This window comes from Mucilaginibacter phenanthrenivorans (assembly GCF_024721155.1).
In the GTDB taxonomy this organism is placed as follows: Bacteria; Bacteroidota; Bacteroidia; order Sphingobacteriales; family Sphingobacteriaceae; genus Mucilaginibacter; species Mucilaginibacter phenanthrenivorans.
Map to the genome: position 1 here is coordinate 421,208 of NZ_JAHVAP010000007.1, position 20,333 is coordinate 441,540.

Annotated in this window: 8 protein-coding genes; 4 read left to right on the top strand and 4 right to left on the bottom strand. The window is 42.8% G+C overall.

What is annotated here, in order from left to right:
• Positions 1-129: 129 nt before the first annotated feature.
• On the top strand, positions 130-6,180 hold the full coding sequence (locus KXD93_RS19215) for an alpha-2-macroglobulin family protein (RefSeq protein WP_258138964.1): 6,051 nt from the start codon (positions 130-132) through the stop codon (positions 6,178-6,180).
• An 87-nt stretch (positions 6,181-6,267) separates the two neighbouring features.
• Here the strand turns inward: KXD93_RS19215 and KXD93_RS19220 are convergent, their stop codons facing one another.
• The 4 genes from KXD93_RS19220 to KXD93_RS19235 all read right to left on the bottom strand — a co-directional run bounded on the left by KXD93_RS19220 (position 6,268) and on the right by KXD93_RS19235 (position 14,686).
• Positions 6,268-6,588, bottom strand: a complete 321-nt coding sequence (locus tag KXD93_RS19220; RefSeq protein WP_258138965.1) for a hypothetical protein — start codon at positions 6,586-6,588, stop codon at positions 6,268-6,270.
• 92 nt (positions 6,589-6,680) lie between these two features.
• Positions 6,681-9,017 (bottom strand): TonB-dependent receptor, encoded by a 2,337-nt coding sequence (locus tag KXD93_RS19225; protein WP_258138966.1) that lies wholly within the window; start codon positions 9,015-9,017, stop codon positions 6,681-6,683.
• Positions 9,018-9,130: 113 nt separating this feature from the next.
• A complete protein-coding gene (locus tag KXD93_RS19230; protein ID WP_258138967.1) occupies positions 9,131-11,791 on the bottom strand; it encodes a ThuA domain-containing protein in 2,661 nt (886 codons plus the stop codon).
• A 237-nt stretch (positions 11,792-12,028) separates the two neighbouring features.
• The gene (locus KXD93_RS19235; protein WP_258138968.1) at positions 12,029-14,686 is read right to left on the bottom strand and encodes a glycoside hydrolase family 2 protein; all 2,658 of its coding nucleotides are present in this window, start codon (positions 14,684-14,686) and stop codon (positions 12,029-12,031) included.
• Positions 14,687-14,905: 219 nt separating this feature from the next.
• On the opposite strand from KXD93_RS19235, the gene KXD93_RS19240 reads away from it, so the two are divergent.
• The 3 genes from KXD93_RS19240 to KXD93_RS19250 all read left to right on the top strand — a co-directional run bounded on the left by KXD93_RS19240 (position 14,906) and on the right by KXD93_RS19250 (position 20,316).
• On the top strand, positions 14,906-15,484 hold the full coding sequence (locus KXD93_RS19240) for an RNA polymerase sigma factor (protein ID WP_258138969.1): 579 nt from the start codon (positions 14,906-14,908) through the stop codon (positions 15,482-15,484).
• 92 nt (positions 15,485-15,576) lie between these two features.
• Positions 15,577-16,785 (top strand): FecR family protein, encoded by a 1,209-nt coding sequence (locus tag KXD93_RS19245; RefSeq protein WP_258138970.1) that lies wholly within the window; start codon positions 15,577-15,579, stop codon positions 16,783-16,785.
• 207 nt (positions 16,786-16,992) lie between these two features.
• A complete protein-coding gene (locus KXD93_RS19250; RefSeq protein ID WP_258138971.1) occupies positions 16,993-20,316 on the top strand; it encodes a TonB-dependent receptor in 3,324 nt (1,107 codons plus the stop codon).
• The last annotated feature ends 17 nt before the right edge of the window (positions 20,317-20,333 follow it).

The window sequence follows — 20,333 nt, forward strand, 5'->3', positions numbered from 1 at the left end:
AGGTTTTGTATTTTATACATTGTTGCTTTAAAGTTCGTTTGAATCCGGAATACCCCTGCAAATAAATTTAAAAAATGATTATGGAAACAAAAGCTCCATTGCATCATTATCCTAAACAATAAGAACATTATGTCTTCAAAACATCTCCTGTTAAAAAAAACAACCCTATTACTTGCCTTTGTGCTTTATTGCAGCTTCGCAACTGCCCAGGGGTATAAAAAAATAAATGCCCGGATAGATTCACTTATGAAAGCTGGTTTGCCGAAATCAGCATTGGTAGAGGTGGATAAGCTCGATAAATTGGCGCAGCGGAATAAAAATACACCAGTGCAGGTACAGGTTGTTTTATACCGGATAGCCTTGCAATATGCCACGGACGAAAACGCGCAGGTAGCAATAATAAACCGCCTAAAAAAAGATGTTGATAACAGGGAATATCCTGTTAAACCCATTTTGCAATCATTATTGGCGTCGATGTACCAGCAATATTACCAGCAAAACCGTTTGCAATTTGCGCGACGGACCGCAATTGAAAAACCGGGCGACGACTTTACGACATGGGACCTGCAAACATTGATCGACCACATTGGCGGATTGTTTAAGCTGTCGCTTAAAGACTACAAACTTGAACAAACCACGCCAGTGAGTGTGCTTGACGGCGTTTTGGCAGGCGATAAGGCCAATCGCTATTTGCGCCCAACGCTTTATGATCTGCTGGCGCAGCGCGCGTTGGATTATTTCCTATCAGAAGAAGCAGCAATTACACGACCCAAACAGCCTTTTACACTTAGCAATCCATTTTTGTTTGGCGATAGTCGTGCCTTTGCAAACCTGCAAATTGAAACAAAGGATTATGGATCGACATTTTACCAGGGCATAAAGTTGCTGCAGCAGGCCACACTTTTCCACCTGCAAAAACAAAACGAAGATGCGTTGGCCGATCTCGACCTGCAACGGCTTGAATTTGTATACACACATGGCAATGTGCCCAACCAGGATTCGCTTTATTTGAAGGCAGTTGATGGGATTGCCGCGAAGTTTTCGTCAAGCCCAATAAGTGCAGATGCGTGGGTTCTGCATGGAAAATATATCCAGCAAAAGGATAGCTTAAAAACTGCGCTAATTTATTATTCAAAAGCGGCTGCCGCCTTCCCAAAAAGTTTGGGAGGCAAAAATGCCGCAGGTTTAATTGCCGAAATAAAAAGGAAGACGCTTTCAGCTTCCACCGAGGATGTAAATATGCCTGGTAAGCCGATATTGGCGCAGCTTGCCTATCGTAATATTAAAACGGTGCACGTTGCTATTTATAAGGTTTGGGCAACCGAGTATAATGACCTGGCCAGGATGCCTGATAATGATGGTAATCTTGATAATAACGGAGTTGTTCAAATTTCAACGAAAGTTTTAGACTACCTAAAGAAACTAAAGCCCGTAAGAGTTGATAACTTGCAATTGCCAGATCCACAAGACTATCGACCCCATACCGCTGAGTTTAAGATAGACCCCTTACAAAAGGGTATCTACCTGCTTGTGATAAACGATCCCTCTTCAAATGACCCATCTTTAACGCAATTAACAACTTTTAAAGTTAGCCAGCTATCATTTACCGCCCGCCGAAATGCTGACAGCAAGCTGGAAGTAAGCGTAATGGATAGGGAAACAGGTTCGCCTATGCAAGGTGTTAACTTTACCATCGCCGAAACTGAACACCAAAACACAAATGCCGACGGGATTTGCTATGTCGCGTTAAAACAGAACAATACATATTCAGTTAAGTTGACCACTGCAAATGACACTCTTTACGTAGGGCAACGATATAGCGGGTATTTTAACGATAATAATATCCGGACAAACACCACCCTGTTTACCGACAGGCAGATCTATCGCCCCGGGCAAACAGTGTATTTTAAGGGCCTGCATATTCAAACCAAAAATGGTAAAAGCACTTTGCTATTTAATGAAAAACGGATAGTTACCGTAAGGGATGGTAATAATAAGGAACTTGTTTCGATTCCGGTATCATCAAACGACTTCGGCTCTTTTAGCGGCACTTTTATTATTCCTCAAAACATTTTGAATGGATCACTTTCCATTAACGCGTCAGACGGGAGTAAATATGTAAACGTTGAGGAATATAAGCGCCCAACCTTTAGCGTGGCTTTTACACCAATTCAACATAGTTATAAGCCCAACGACAGTGTAACGCTTAAGGGAACGGTGACTGCTTATTCGGGTTATGGAATTTCGCAGGCTAAGGTGGCCTACCATGTTACCAGGCAACCCCAGGTAATAAATTATTACGCAGTTAAAAGGTTCGGTAACGTGTTAAACCGCAATGTCGAGATTGCTACAGACACCATCAAAACAAACGACAGGGGCGAGTTTACAATAAAGTTTAAGGCAGCTACTGATGAAACGCTAAAGCCCGGCGATTTAAATTACCGTTTCGCGGTAAGTGCTGATGTAACTGATGGTAGTGGCGAAACCCGATCGGCAAATACATCAACTACAGTTGCTGTTAATAATTTACAGGTTATTGCCGATGTACCTGCTACTATCAAAGACAACGATTCTACACATGTATCAGCGCAAATCACAAACCTGGACGGCGAGATGCAAAGCGGATCGATCAATTTGAAAGTGTATTCGCTTAAAGCTCCCGGCTATTTGTTCAAAACAAAGCTATGGGAGCAACCCGATCAAAAAATGCTAACGGAAGAACAATACCGGAAGGATTTTCCGGATTATGCTTACGGTAAAGAAGATAGTAAAGAAAATTGGGCAACTCAAAATACAATTACCGAAATAAATAAAGACGCCGATGGTAAAAAGGCAGTTGATTTTGATCTCGCTGTTTTGAAGAAACAGCCGACCGGGTATTATAAAATAATAGTAAATGCAAAAGGTGAACATGGCGATACGACATCGTCGGTAAGCTACGTGCATGTTGTTAATGCGGCTGCCAGGCCGCAACTACTTACAGATTGGGTAACCCCGATAAAAATCAGCGTAAAACCCGGGCAACCTGCCCAGTTCCTGCTTGGGATAGGACAACCGGCTATGGTTTTGATGGAAACATTATCTGATTCAAAAGTGCTATCGATGAAATGGTTAAGTATTTCTGGCGATAAACAGCAATTGATAAAAGTTCCGGTTGATACCGGCGAAAATAAAATAACCGTACAGTTTTTAATGGTGAGCCAAAACCGACTGTATAATAACCGGTATCCGATCACCAATGAAGATTATAATGATCAGCTGAATATAAAATTCCTTACGTTCAGGAATAAGCTGCAACCTGGAGAAAAGGAACAGTGGAAGCTGCAAATAACCGGGAGCGCTAAGCAAAAGGAAGCCGCTGAAATGGTCGCCGATCTGTATGACGCATCACTTGACGCGCTCACATCTGGTGCCGATAACTGGAGCAATATTTTGAATTCAAGGTATACCTACGAAGGTCGGTTTTTTTACTGGGAGAACAATTTTATCAACCAGGTACAAACACAGCCGTTAAAATATAACAACGATTATTTTAACCCGACTGCCCGCTCATACGAACAATTAGTTGTTCCTGAAAATGGTGGAGATGCCAACCAGATCTTTACTTCGCGGGCTTTAGGACTTGTCAGGATAAGGGGTAACTCCAGTGCAGCAATGGCATCAGTGGCAATGCAGGCTCCGATGGCAAAAGCAGATTCAGAAGCATTGGGTTATAAATCACAATATTCGGATAAAGCACCTATTTTAGAGGAATTAAAAGTAGCCGATCCGGGCCGTAAAAATCTTAAATTCTTACAGTCGGTTGATGATTATGGCGATCAGGCAAATTTAACCGGCGCCAATATCACCACCCGCAAAAACTTTAACGAAACTGCCTTTTTCTATCCGCAGTTACAGACGAATGAAAAAGGGGAAATTGTAATTGATTTTACCATTCCCGAATCGTTAACCAAATGGCAGTTTAAGGGTTTTGCACATACTAAAGATCTTAAAACCGGCTACATCGAAGGTCAGGTGGTAACTCAAAAGGAATTGAGTATTACTGCGAATACGCCGCGCTTTTTAAGGGAGGGTGATACGATAATTATTTCTGCAAGGCTGGCAAATCTAACCGCATCAAAATTGAGAGGCAAGGTGCAGCTGCAATTATTCAATGCGTTAAACATGCAGCCAGTAAGCCTGTTTGCCAACGCTGATGACGCACAGCAAAAGTTCGAGGTTGACAGCAACGCCAATAGACCGGTGTCGTTTAAGTTGTTTATCCCAGCTGGATTGTCAGCCATCACCTATCGCTTAACTGCCGAATCGGGCAATTATAGTGATGGCGAGGAAAATACCCTGCCGGTATTACCAAACCGTATGCTGGTAACCGAATCTATGCCGATGATAGTGAGGGCCGGGCAATCTAAGTCGTTTAATTTCGACAGGCTGATCAATCAAAATAGCACTACGCTAAAGAACAAAACATTAACGCTTGAGTACACGCAAAACCCTGCATGGTATGCCGTACAGGCATTGCCATATATGATGGAGTTTCCCTACGAATGTTCGGAACAGGTATTTAGCCGTTATTATGCCAATAGTCTTGCAACTAACCTGGTGAATAAAATGCCGGTAATTAAGCAGGTGTTTGATCAATGGAAAAGCGTAAACAGCACAGAACTGCTTTCGAACCTTGAAAAGAATGAGGAATTGAAATCAACTTTAATTGAAGAAACCCCATGGTTAAAGGATGCGGTAAGCGAATCGGAACAAAAGAAAAGGATCGCCTTGCTATTCAACTTGAATAAAATGAGCTATGAGCTGCAAACCAACCTTGATAAATTGCAAAAGAAGCAATTACCTGATGGTAGTTTCCCATGGTTTGGCGGCAATTATGCTGATAGATATATTACCCAAAACGTATTGGCGGGTATCGGTCAGCTATATCATTTAGGAATCGCGGATCCTAAAAATCAAACTTTAAAAGATATCGTTGATAAGGCAATGGTTTATTTGGATAAGGAACTCCTTTCAGATGCTGCCGCACTGAAGAAGAATAAGACTTTCGATAAAAGTGTAATTACACCTTTGGAAATTCATGCCTATTACACGCAAAGCTATTTTACAGCGCGGGAAATGAACGCAGATCAGAAGGCCCTATTGCGCAGCTACCTGCAGCTTGCAGCAAAACAATGGGCAAATAAAGGCGTGTATGAAAAGGGGATGATAGCGCTGACGATGCAACGCAACCAAAAGCCCGAAGTTGCGCAAGCCATTATTAAATCATTAATGGAAACTGCTCAGCAGACTGATGATATGGGGATGTATTGGGCTAAAAACCAACGGGGGTATTATTGGTATGAATCGCCAATTGAAACCCAGAGCTTGTTGATAGAGTTGTTTACCGAAGCAGGTAATAACCCCAAAGCAGTAGAAGAAATGAAGATTTGGTTGTTGCGGAGTAAACAAACCAGCAACTGGCAAACTACCAAGGCAACCGCTGCCGCGTGCTATGCTTTATTAATGAAAGGGGATAACTGGCTTGCGGATCAAGCTGTTCCTGAGATCAGTTTAGGTGGAAAAAGCCTTTCTGAATTAAAGCCCGATGTTAAGGCTGATGCGGGCACCGGCTACATTAAGACTGCTTGGGTTGATGAGCAGGTTAAACCTGAACTGGGTAAAGTGCAAATAAATAACACAGGAAAAACGCTCAGTTACGGCGCATTACACTGGCAGTATTTGGAAAATCTGGATAAGATCACCCCATCATCGACCGACATCCATTTGGAGCGTAAATACTTTATTGTAAAGCAGGGAAATGCCGGGCAAATACTGACAGTGGTTGATGCAACACATCAGCCGAAAACCGGCGACTTGCTTAAAGTGGTTGTTTACCTGAAAGCTGGTCGTGATTTTGAATATGTGCAGCTGAAAGATATGCGCCCGGCAGGTACCGAGCCGGTTGATGTTTTGTCGAATTATAAATACCAGGACGGGCTGTATTACTACCAGGTTACTAAAGATGTGGCAACCAACTTTTTCATCAGCAATTTAAACAAGGGTAATTACGTGTTTGAGTACCAGTTGCGGGTATCGCAGCCGGGCAATTTCTCAACAGGAATAAGCACTGTACAATGTATGTATGCACCAGAATTTAATGCGCACTCTGAAGGGATGAGGATGGAAGTGAATCCATAAGGCATAACAAAGCCGGACATTGAAATCAATGTCCGGCTTTGTTATTATTTCTGATCTGATAAATTTCAGAAATTGATCATAAGCGATTTATGACGCCTTAGCCAATTGCTCTTTATAAACCGACTCAACCTTTAACTCACGGCGGATTGCCTGGTTTTCGGTGCCATCAAATTTCTCCTTCAATTTTTTGAAGATCTCGAAGCTGAAGGCATCATTCATTGGCATATTATACTTTTGAACAATCGTATTGGGATGCAATGTTAATGCCTTCTCGGGCACCTTTAAATTTTCGTGATTTATGTGCGTAAGGCCTGTTAATGGGTCGGTGTCATAAATAACAAAAGTATCTATCAGCCGTCCCGCCGCGTCCGTATAAATTACCGTATCATGTTCGTTAAATTTTTTCATGGTTGATGTGTGTTAACTAATAAACACACACGCGTTAGAAAAAGTTTTACTTAGAAGTTAAATATGTGTAACAAAAGTGTGGCAATTATCACCTAAAAATTAGTTCTTAAACTAATTCCGTAAGTCCTTGGATTACCAAGATGCGACGCACCGAAATCATAGGCGTAATCGATATACTTTTTTTCAGCCAGGTTTTTCCCCCATAAAAACACATCGAAGTGTTTTGTACTTACACCAATGCGGGCATTAAACAAGTTGTAGGCTTTTTGTTCTATCTGGTTGGCAAGATCGAAGTATTGATTACCCAAATATTTCCATTCACCGCGCGCAATCAGTTGAACATCCGGCGAACCAACAAGCGCATAAGCGTATTGCAATGCCAACATCGAAGTTACATCAGGTGTATAAACCTGGTGATTACCCTTCAGGTTTAAAGCATCGCCGTTGCTGGCGACCAGGAGGTCGGTATAACGTGCATGTGTGTAACCGAAGTTATAAGCCACATCAAATCCCTTTAGAAGGGTTGCCGCAATTTCTGCCTCGATGCCTTTGCTTTTTAGCTTGCCAGCATTTTTAGTGATGGTAATGGGGCCAGGTAATACCAGGGTTGGCACCTGCGCGTTGTTGACGGCGGTATAAAATGCTGAGATATTTACTGTTAATTTTTTATTGAAAAACGAGTTTTTTGAACCGACCTCATAATTGTCGCTGTATTCAGGTTTGTAAGCATATAATGGTGGTTGCGATGGGTCTGCGCCCAGCTGACTTATCCCCCCGGCGCGAAAACCCCTGCTGTAAGTGGCAAACAGGTTATTTTTATCCGTTAAATGGTAGGCTACGGCTAGCTTGGGTGTAAACGCCCTGAAATTTGCCTTAGATGAAGTATCAGCTTGGGTTACCGCCGCGTCCTGGCCATCCGGCTGTGTCTCGCCTTTTACTTCTTCTTTTTTATGCTCAAAATCATACCTTATCCCTGCCGTAATGTCCCATTTTGGAGTAATGGTATAAACAGCCTGACCGTATGCCGCAGCACCGTAATTATTTTCAATATTGGTGTTGATGAAGGTTAGGTTTGTGCCGTCTCCAAGATGCGTCCCTGTTTTGGTCGGGCTGTGGCGATAAAAACCATAAAGCCCGGCTGTCCACTTTAAAGGTGATTGTGATGATGCCGGCGAACTGAACCTGAATTCCTGGGTGCCAACTTTAACATTGTTCCATTTATTGCCGTAATTATTTATAAGCGTTACTGCATCGTCAGCAGAAAAGTCCCCATCTATCGGGGTAGTATAATACCTGTAATTTTCCTGGTACGAGCTAACCGAAGTAAAGTTGAAGTTACTGCCGCTGTAATTAGCCGATAATGAAGCATTAAAAATATTATCTATCATTTTTGTGGTAGCGTTTTGGTCAACCTTAAACGGATTGCTCAAAGCTTCCTGTGGACTGCCGGCCAACTGAAACGGACCGTTGTTCCTGTTCGCGTAGTTCTTCACATTCAGATTCAGCGTAAGCTTATCGCTTGCCAAAAACTTCAGATAATAGTTGCCTAAAAAGAAGTGCTGCTTATCGAATTTAGTATTGTTGTAGGTGTTGGTGTAAAAACCATCAAAGCCCGAATAAACTCCCGCTACGCCTAAGAATAGTTTATTCTTAATCAGCGCAGTACGCAGACCGAGACTATAGCGCTGCTCACCGTAATTGCCAAATTCAATCTCAGCGAACCCGCTGGTCTGGTTTGAGGGTTGTTTGGTGATTACATTAATTACGCCACCCAGCGCGTTTCTACCGTACAAAGTTCCCTGTGGTCCGCGTAAAACTTCGATACGTTCCACATCAAAAAGCTGTGGAATATAGGTATCCAGGCTAAACTGGTTAACGCCATCCACATATGTAACCACTGCAGGGTCATATGATGTGGTGGCAATGCCTCTTATACCAGTTACGTTGCGGTTATCACCCGGTCCTGCGGAATATAAGTTGGGTACTATCGCCGTGATCTCCTTAAGGTTTTGTAAGCCGTAGGCCTGAACTTGTTTGGCTGACAGTGTTGAAATGCTGATGGGTACCTGCTGTACGGCCTCTTCGCGTTTTTGCGCAGTAACTACCACCTCATCAAGCTGGTTGTTGGCATCCTTAAGTTTGATGTTAAAGATCATGCCTTTACCGCCAACGGTTATAGTCATGCTGCGTTCGGCATAGGCTACGTTACTGATGTGCATTACATAGTTTCCTTCAGGGATCCTATTGATGCTGAATTCACCCTTAGCGTTACTGATCGTATTGAAATTGGTATTTAGCAGTGTTATCGTCGCCCCGGAAACAGGCTGCGAAGTTGTGCCGGTGATAACGCCGGAAATATCGGTTAATTTTTGTGCTTTGACTGAGCAGAAAATGATCAGCAATAGAAACAGGGGGAGTAATTTTTTCATTAAGGGCGGGTAAAAATGTCAAACAGTGTTGCAAATTTAAAAACACTATTGAGCGGTAAATTAAAAAGCAGGATAATTAAGTAATTATCCTGCTGAATGGTTATAAAGATCGTTTATTGCTTAAGCGACAGGATCCAGCCTATTATTTGTTTGGCTTCTGCCGGTTTCAGCGCGGGGTGTGCAGGCATGCTCACATCGCCCCAAACACCTGTACCGCCATTGATAACCTTTTGCGTTAAATGCGCCATAGATGCTTTGTTATTCGGGTATTTTTTAGCAACCTCGGTAAATGCCGGCCCTATCGATTTTTCTGCTACTTTGTGGCAGGTTTTACAATCAAGCGTCATCATTAATGCTTTACCCGGGCTGTTCGCACCGATGTTTGACATGTTAGATACCATGCTGCCTGGTGTGATGTTAAGCAGTTTACTTTTTACGGTAGCAGCCTGGTCGTCCGCAACATCAACTGTTGCATTATAATTTCCTTTTTTGGTATAAGTATAGATCAGTTTTGGGAGAACGGTTTTTTTGGTAACGCCATTACCCAGGTTCCAGGTGTAGCTCATTTTATCGCCCTCCGGATCTTTTGCTGCAACCGTAAATACAACGGTAAGTGGTAACGCTCCGTAAGTTTTGCTTGCATTAACCTTGCTGATCTCAGGTGCACGGTTACCACGGTTGTAGTCTATTCTCGCCAGGCCTGCGTCAGGGTTCTTCTGGAACCAACCGTTACCATATTCCAGCACATAGATCCTGCCGTCGGGGCCCGCCTCCATGTCAATAGGTGCATTAAACTTGGTGGATGGCATAAATGGTTCCATTTTATCAAAATCGCCGTTTGGCTGCAGGGTGATTGCCTTTATCCAACCACGGATCCAATCGTAAAAGATCACCTTGCTGTTATAGTAATCCGGGAAACGGGTGGCCTTAGGGTACAAATCAGTGTAATATATAGGCCCCGCCATCGTTGTACGACCTCCGGAACCTACTTCCGGGAACTCAGGTGATGCAGCATAAGGATACCAGATCATTGCGGGCTGGGCCGGTGGCAGCTCTGGCAAACCTGTATTGTTTTTTGAATTGTTTATCGGTTTTGCCGGGTCAAATGCCGGACCGGAAACGCCTGTTGCGTAATTATATTCGTGGTAAGAAATATTTGGGCCGATGAAAAGTGGCCAGCCAAAAAATCCGGCTTTGCGTGCCTGGTTAAATTCATCATAGCCACGCGGGCCTCTGGTAGCAAGGCTGTCGTTATTGGCATCAGGGCCAACTTCGCCCCAATATAAATTGCTGTTCTTTTTATCCACCGAAATGCGGTACGGGTTCCTGTCGCCCATAACATAAATTTCGGGTCTTGTTTTGGGCTGGCCTGGTTTAAACAAGTTTCCTTCCGGGATGTCGTAAGTGCCATCCGGCTTCATTTTTATCCTTAGGATCTTTCCGCGCAGATCGTTGGTATTGCCTGCTGAGCGCCTTGAGTCATAATGATCAAAGCCCGGCCGGTCATCAAGCGGCGCAAAGGCGTGAGTGTTGTAGGGTGGATTTCCATCCTCGTCAAACGGCGTAGAATTATCTCCGGTCGACAGGAATAGCATATTGTCCGGTCCAAAGGCTATGGAACCACCTGTATGGCAACAGATCTCGCGTTGTGAATAAAGCTGCAATACTATCTTTTCTGTTTTATTGTCGATGGTATCGTTTACAAATGTAAAACGCGATAAACGATTTACACTGGTATCGGCGGGGCTGTAATAAATATAAATGTAATGATTGTTCTTAAAGTCCGGATCGGCCTGGATGCCTAAAACGCCTTCTTCGGCATTTACGCCCTTAACATGGGCCTTCCAGTATGCATCTAAAAACCCTGCCTGTTTAACTTTTTTGGTGTCGTTTTTATAAAGCAGGATCTCGCCGCGACGCTGGGTTATCAAAATATCCAGGTTCGGTAATACCGTTAATTCGGTAGGCTCAAAAAAGGTGCCGGTTATCAGCTGGGTTTTTACAAACCGGTTTTCTTCAGGTATGCGTTCCGTAGTAACTTTTGCATAGTTCAATTTAACATGATCGCCGATGGCCCATTGGATCCCACCAAGGATATGCTTTAAAAAGAGCGGATCGCTGTATGATTCGTCAACGTGGCCAAGCTCGGTATACCATGCCCTGCCGCCGTCATAATTATGATACCACGCCATAGGGTGGAATGAACCGTTGATACCGCCGGTGTAGCTGGTTTCGTCAATAGTGATCAGCACATGCAGATCTTTTACAAGATCCTTGTAATTATACCATTCGTCCTTTCTTTTCCAGGTATCGGGCAGGTGTTTGGTTGAAATATGGGTTTTATCAACCACATGCAAAACCGCTTCCTGTTGTGCCGGGTGACTAACGAAATAACCGCCGACTAAGCGACCGTACCAATGCCAGTCGTAATTAGCATCAGCTGCAGCATGGATACCTACATAGCCGCCGCCGGCCTGGATATATCTTTCAAAATCGTTACGCTCGGTAGCTGTAAGTAAATCGCCGGTGGTGCTTAAAAAAACAACGGCGCTGTATTTTTTAAGATTGCTTTCTGTGAATTTTTTATCGTCGGATGTCGTATCCACACTGAATCCGTTTTCCTGGCCTAATTTAGTGATCGCTGCCACCCCAAGCGGTATAGAAGCATGGTGATAACCCGCAGTTTTGGTAAACACCAGGATCTTTGGCTTAATAGGAGCGAAGCCCAGGAATAAAAAGGGGATAAGTACAAGAAAAGTAAATTTAAGACGCATTGCCTGTTTTTTTAATGATGAAATATGCCGGTAAATATATTGGTTTAACAGGGGCTCAATTTAAATAAAAAAGGGCGAAAATGTGCTTTGAAATTAAAATGATACTTAATTGTTACTCACATACTTATGATTTATGAAATCGATTGCGGAAGTGCCTGATTTATTGCATGTTTGAGTTTGATTAAACATGTAATAAATCTGCAAAAGACATGAAATCTGTGTCAATTAGACGCAATGTTAGTTTATCGGGATCGTTTTCTCTTTCAAATTCCATCCGCTCACACTAATCATTGCCGTATTTTTTATTTTACCGGCATCATAATTAAGGGTGATTGTCTTCTTCTCGCCCGGCAAAACCGATACGTAATTATCGCTATAGAATACGGGCAGCAAACGATTCCCGGTTTGCGAATTAACCAACGATACCCGGTTGAAAAATGCAACCGGTGCATTGGCTGGATTTGTTAAGGTAACTTCAACTTTACCGGGCCCAATTTGCTTTGCAGTGGTTTCAACCTGCGAGGCTGCAATCTTTTTTAAACCCGAATAAACGCCTTTTTCATCGGGCAGCCAGTACAGGTTATCGCTTACTATATTTTGCTTTAGATCAGTCAGTCTAAGTGAAAGAAAAACGCCCTCTTTTTTTGCAAGCGCATCTACCTCTTCCCTTACCGGCACAAAGCCTTTAACCGATTGCGGCTGGATCTCCTCGAAAACCTGGGTCAGCATTTTTTCCCTTCCCTGCATATCATAGGTTTTAATGGAAAGCATCAGGTCGCGTTTGGTGGTAAAGTTGTTATTTACAATAGTCGCCATACCGTTTAATGGGTTGTACATTACGTGCAACGGTTCGCTGCCGCTGTGCAGGCCATATAAACAAGCATTTGGGTCAAGATAATAGTCGTACATCTGGCCGCGCATGGCTGTCCACGGGTTTTGAGTTTTCCAGATGATGACACCGGTGTACCAATCCCACATGTGGTCGCTAAAGCCTTCCATTAATGCGCGGTACTGGTTGTAATTAACCAATTGCGCCTTGGCGGCGAAATCCTTTGCATCTGTAGCCTTTCCATAAGGCTCTATTGACGCATCATAGCCGATATATTTGTGATAATCCCAAACGGAATCCACCTTATTTTTCTTTTTATCGGATGAAAATTCCGGCGCTATTAAATTTTCTGTCGGGATAAATCTTTTTAACGATTCAAAATCATTGATGCCCACCGAACCGATTTCGGAGTTAAATGGAAATGTATGCACCGACCAAAATGCCGAATCCGGCTGAACACCGTATGGGCCATCGCCATTGCCGCCAAGCGTATTGAGCGACATTTTATCAGAATTGGAATATTCAACAAACCAACGGGTACCATCAAGCTTTGGCAAAATAGAATCACGAACAGGCAGCAGGATATCTTCAGGTGGAGTGATCTCATTCCCTCCGCACCAGATAGCCAGTGAAGGATGGTTTCGCACAAGTTTGATTTGATCAACAAGTGATTTTAAGTATAATTTATGATCATCCGGATATTTGCGACGTGTCCATTGATCTTCCGCCTTCATCGGGTCAAACCAGCGGCCATTTGCATCTCCGGATACCCAGAAATCCTGGAAAACCAGCATACCGTATTCGTCGCAGGCATTGTAAAACTCCGGTCTTTCAACCAAAGCGCCGCCCCAAACGCGGATGAGGTTTAAATTCATATCGTGGTGAAAACGTACTTCTGCGTTATAACGAGCATCCGAAAAGCGCAGCATGGCGTCGGAGATGATCCAATTGCCCCCCTTTATAAAGATCTTTTGGCCGTTAACTTCAACCTGCCTGCTTTTGGTTTGCTCGTTCCAGCTTGTTTGAATTTCGCGCACGCCAACGTTAACATCAGCCTTGTCCGACGGTTTGTTTGTGATCAAAAATTGAAGCGATGTTTTATATAGATGGTGATCGCCATAACCATTTGGCCACCATAATTTAGGGTCTTTTAAAACCAGGTCGTTAAGATTTACGTCAATTGACGAATTTGCTTTAACGGTGATGCTTTTTGTAATCCGCTGTCCGTCCATCAAAAATTGAAGCACACCGGTTACCGGCTTTGCGGTAGGATTGTTCAACGTAGCAGATGATTTAATGATTGCGGGTTGTTGTTTGCCCTCCACCTGCCGAATGCCCGGCACCAGTGTAATTACATGCGGATCGGTAATTCTTACAGCTCCTGTTGTTTCAATGGTTACCTTATCCCAAATTCCGGTGTTCCTGTCGCGCATTGGTTGGATCCAGTCCCAGCCGGCGGTATACTGCAGACCAACGTTTTTGGCTATGCGCCCATCGCCGCCCTGGCCACCATTGGGATTTCCAACCGGATCAGGAGGGTATACCAAAACGGCTAAACGGTTATTGCCAGTTTTGTTCAGCAACGCCGTAATGTTATACGACTGCCGCAAAAACATACCATAGTGCGTTTGCTTGTTTACTTTTTTTCCATTCAAAAAAACTTCACAGCTATAATTAACACCTCTTAAGTTTAGGTAAACCTGGTTGCTGCCAATAGGTGCAGCCTGGGTAAAATCCCTTACAAACCAATAAGTATAATAATCCCGCCCCGTATCATAAATATCCTTAATGTGAGCATTGTTCATCCCCCAAAAAGGGTCAGGAACCAGTTTGTTATTTAGCAGTGTAGTTAAAACCGTGCCCGGAACGGTAGCATTTAGCCAGCTATCTACTGAGAATTCGGGTTTCGAAACCTGTGTACCATTTGCATGTACGTTAGCTAACTTTTGGCATTTCCAGCCGTCATTAAGTTCGTATTTGTTTTGCGCTGACGCCTTGGTAAAGACTAACGAAAAAAGGATAAAGTAAAACAGGGAGTTTTTTGAAAAGTATTTTATAGCAGCCATTAGGGAATGTTAATGGCCTAAAGGTAAAAATAAATCCTTTTTTATGATCACCAGTTTAAAACTATGTATGCGAATAGATGTTTGCGCTAATACATATAGAAATGCGAAAAGTTTAAAGAACCCTAGTCCGGGACAATTGAGCAATATTTTGCAGGGAATTATTTAATATCTAATTAATACTTTTTACATTTAGCCACCAATTATAAACATCTGCAAAAAGTGAGTAACAAACCAATTGACGGTAATAGCATTAAACAGCTTATTGAAGGCAATGAGGATGTGTTTACTTCGCTGTATGAATCGTACAGCGAAAAGGTTTATAGGCTTGCATTTCGTTTTTTGAAGGATAAGGCGCTGAGCGAAGAGGTGGTACAGGAAACATTTATTAATGTTTGGCTCAGTAGGGAAAAGCTTGACCCCGAGGGCAACATGTGGCTTTATTTGTATGTTGTTGCAAAGCGGTTGGCGCTTAATTCATTAAGGCAGGCATGCAAATCAAACGATTTTGTTGAAAATCTCCTGAATTTTATGGAAGAGCAAAATAGCACCGAAGAAGAAGTGCTCGCCCGCGACCTGGAGAACTTTACAGGTAAAATTATCGAGAAACTTCCGCGCCAGCAGCAGCTGGTGTTTAAATTAAGCCGGGTTGAAGGCCTTTCATATAAGGAAATTGCAGAGCAGCTAAATATCTCCCCGAATACAGTTAAAAACCACATGGTTGAGGCTTTAAAGACCTTAAGATCTCAACTGCGATATTCCGATATCATCTATTGTATCGTGTTGGCTTACCTTATTTAATTTTTTTTACTTCCCACTAGTCCTACCGCGCTTCCCCGGTGTTCTATACTCAGAACCACCCGTCCGGGGATTATTATAAACCATACTTAACAATGAAAAAAGCAAAGCTGCAACGCCTTGTGCATCAATATTTTAATGATACAATAAGCCGTGCTGATTGTGTCGAACTGTTGGATTATTTAAATAATACCAATCCGGATGAAATTGCTGATGTTATTGATACAGAGCTGATCAACTTTAACAAAGGCCCGGAATTTAAGGGCAAACAATCGGCAGACGTTTTGAGCCGCATCAAATCGGATCCAAGATTTACTCAACAGCCGGTTGTTGAAGAAGCTTATCCTGTTGTTGTCAAATTTTACAGTGGCCGCTGGTTTCAAATTGCTGCGGCCTTGCTGGTGTTCGGAACTGCTGCATTGGTCATCTTCAATAAAAATATATCGAACCAAACGACAAAAAAACATGCTTTTGATCAGCAGTCTGCAGCCATTGTGCCTGGAAGTAATAAAGCTATTTTAACATTGGCCGGTGGCAAAACAATCGTGCTTAAAAACGCGGCGAATGGTTTGCTTGCACAAACGGGAGCGGGCAATGTGTTAAAAACAAACAATGGGCAAATTTTATACAACGCGGCAAATAAGACCGAAGCGGCTGCAAGCCAGGACAACATTAACACGCTGTCGACCCCAAGAGGAGGTACCTACCAGGTGGTTTTGTCTGACGGTACCAAGGTGTGGTTAAATGCTGCTTCATCAATAAGCTACCCCGTAGCATTCACAGGGAAGGAACGTCATATAACGCTTACCGGCGAGGCCTATTTTGAAGTAGCAAAAAACAAGGAAATGCCTTTTTATGTGAGTACCAATAATGTGCAGATAAGGGTATTGGGGACGCATTTTAACATTGCTGCCTACGGCGATGATAATGAAGTAACAGCTACCCTGCTGGAAGGAGCCGTGCAGATAACCAAAAATAACGCCCATTCGATGCTCAAGCCAGGGCAAAAGGCAATCATTAATAACAATTCGGACAACATTGCCGTATCTGAGGCAAATATTGAAGATGCGATGGCCTGGAAAAATGGTTACTTCATTTTTGATGATGACGATATTATCGGGATCATGAAAAAGGTATCGCGCTGGTATGATGTGAGCGTAAACTACCAGGGCAGTGTGAGCGATCAGAAATTCGGCGGCACATTTTACCGTTCAAAAAGTATAACAGAACTACTCCAATACCTGGGAAAAATAGGAAAAATACACATTATGATTGAAGGAAGGAGGATAATTGTTATGAAGTGATCGGTACATCCTCAATAAACAATTATCTGCAAAATAAAACCAGGAGCGCTCCAACGCCCCTGGCTAAAGGCCGAGGCCAAAGTCAGATAAATGAATAATTGCAGCTTAACACAATCAATTAATTAACCTAACATTCAAATGTATAAAATTTTTACTGATTTCAATTGCAGTAAGCAACCTTGCTGCATTCACAAACTACTGCTCGTCATGAAATTAACCCTTATTTTGCTAACGGCAACCTTTTTGCAGGTGTCGGCAGCAACGTACGCGCAAAAAATCACTCTCAAGGTTAAAGGCGCGACCATAAAGGAAGTTTTTGAAAAGATCCAGGCACAAACAAGCTATGACTTTTTATATAATGCTGACGACTTAAAGGCATCGAAGCCCATAACGCTGAATGTAAAAAATACCAATTTAAAGGATGCGCTTGATGACTGCTTTAAAAATCAGCCTTTAACGTATACCATTGAAAACACCACGATATTAATTACCAGGAAGGCAGCCCCGGTTGTGGCGCAGGTACTTAAAAAGACCATTACAGGTATGGTTACCGATACTGCTGGTTTACCTTTACCCGGTGTAACCGTACACGAAAAAGGTACTCAGAACGCGGTAAGCACAGATGTAAGTGGTAAGTACAGCATCTCGGTGGCTGATAATGGCGCCGTTTTGGTATTTTCTTTCCTTGGCTATGTACAGCAGGAAGTTCCGGTTACAGACAATGGCACAATCAGCATCAGGCTAAAAGAAGCAAATACAAAGCTAAATGAAGTGGTTGTTGTAGGCTACGGTACGCAAACCAGGGCGAGCATCAATGGGGCAGTAAATACAGTAGGTGCCAAAGACATAGGCGACAAACCTGTATTGAATGCTTTTCAGGCGCTTCAGGGTGAATCTCCAAATTTAATTATCCAGCAAAGTTCACTTGATCCTGGTGCTACTCCAACAGTTAACATCAGGGGAGTGGGTACTACGGGCAGTAATGATCCATTAGTAGTAATTGATGGAATTGTAACACAGAGCACCGGAAGCTTAAACACTATAAACCCCAACGATATTGCAAACGTAACCATACTTAAGGATGCCGGTTCGGCTGCTATTTATGGTTCGCGTGCGGCCAATGGCGTAATATTGATTACAACCAAAAGCGGAAAGCTCAACCAAAAAGCAGCCGTAACCTATAACGGCAGTTACGGTTTACAAGTGCCCGACATAATGGTTCATAAAATAAGTGCCGCAGAAAATGCCTACGATAAAAACATGGCCCTGGTTAATTCAGGTCTGGCGCCGGCTTACACACCTGAGCAAATTCAGGAGTTGGCAAATGAAGGCAGGGGAACATGGGATTTAAACCATTTGGTGTACAACGCGCCTTTGCAATCGCACAATTTGAATATAAGCGGAGGTGGTGAAACCAATTCTTATTTTATATCAGGCGGTTACCTGGATCAAATGAACAGCTTTGTTGGTAATGGCGGTTCAGGCAGTAAATACGGGTATCAGAAATATAACCTCCGTTTAAACCAAACTTCAATAATTGGAAAATTTAAATTTAACGCCATCCTTAATTACACAAAAAGCCGGAATAAAACTACAGCGGCAAATGAAGGCTTTACTATCGCAGATGCGAATCGTGTACCTTCGAATTTTAATTGGCAGGATGCTAATGGTAATTATTTAACCAACCCGGTATCCTCTCAACAAAATGCGTTAGGCATGTTAAGGTTAGGAGGATTTAATCAAACCGATTACGATGAGATTTTTGGTAACCTAAACGGTACTTTAACAATTACCAAGGACCTAAAGCTAACCGGTGTTTTTGGCGGTACGCTTGATAATAACGGCAGCTTTTATAACGATAAGGTAGTTGACTTTTTACCGGCAGGGGCATCGGCGAATAATGACTTGTCGGTTAATGATGGGAATTACAAAAGCAACCTATTCAATACTCAGCTTTATTTAAGTTATAATAAGAGTTTAGGCAAACATTCAATTAGTGCTACGGCTGGTGTTTCGAGCGAAACCTACAGTGGCAGGGGATTCAGCTTGTCCAAAAGTCTTACCGATCCTACTTTGGGAACGCCTACAACAGGTACTACTATAAGCCCTACCGGATCGAACAATAGCGTTGGTATTGATGCCAACAGCTTGCTTTCGGTATTTGGCCGTGTAAATTATAATTATGAAAGCAAGTATTTCCTGGATTTTGTATTCCGTGATGATGCATCATCCAAGTTTGCACCGGGCAAAAGGGCGAGTTTCTTCCCATCAGTAACTGCCGGCTGGGTGGTAACGGATGAGGACTTTATGAAGCCTATAACTAATACCCTAACCAATCTTAAACTAAGATCGTCATATGGCATATTGGGTAATCAAAACGTGGGTAACTTTCAATACGAAACTACCTATTTTAATTACACAGCTGCCTATGGGTTTAATAACCAGTTAGTGGGTGGGGCAGGTACCTTTCAGTCAAACCCTGATTTGACATGGGAAAGTGCTGCAACCTTTAACCTTGGCGTTGATTTTAGCTTATTTAACGGCAAACTGTCGGGCTCGTTTGATTACTTTAATAAAGTAACACGTAACATTTTACAGACACCGCAAGATGTACCTTCAATTTTCGGCGCAGGTCTTGCCGATGCCAATGTTGCTAAAGTTAGAGATGCAGGCTGGGAAGCAGCATTGACCTATAATCTGAGAGGTCAAAAGGTTAGTCAAAGCTTTAGCATAAACGTTGCCGACAACCAAAACACTTTATTGAAGTTAACCGGAACCGCAACACAGCAAATTAACCAACCCGACGTTTACGCATTGATAAGAAAAGTTGGCTCCCCAATTACGGAATACTACGGTTATGAAACAAATGGCTTATATCAAAACCAGGCAGACATTGATGCATCTCCGAAAATAGCAGGTCTCGCTGTTAGTCCGGGCGACTTGAAGTTTAAAGATTTAAACCATGACGGTGTAATTGATTCGAAGGATAAAACCGAATTAGGCAACCCCTTTCCACGTTACACTTTTGGATTCACCTACAGAATAGCTGTTGCCGGTTTTGATGCGACGATATTTATACAGGGAGTAGGTAAAAGGGATGAATTTTTAAGGGGTGAATTGGTTGAGCCTTACCAGGGGGGATACGGGGCTACTCTTTATGATCACCAAACAGATTTCTGGACTCCTGAAAATCCAGGCGCCAAATATCCAAGACTGGCCACATCCGGCCCTTCAAACGTTAACAACTGGCAAACCGGGTCTGATCTTTTCAAATATAACGCCGCTTATGCAAGGCTAAAAAATGTGAACATCGGGTATACGTTACCTAAAAACATTGTTAAAAAATTAGGAATCAATAACGTCCGAGTATCCCTTATCGGGCAAAATCTTGCCACGCTTACCAAGTTAAAATTTGCAGATCCTGAAACATCGGAATTTGGTAGTAACGTTGCTATAACCTCAAGCTCAAACAGCCCGCGTAGTTACCTGCTATCGGCATTTTACGGCGTAGGGATTGATTTAACATTTTAATAAAAACATTTTAAATA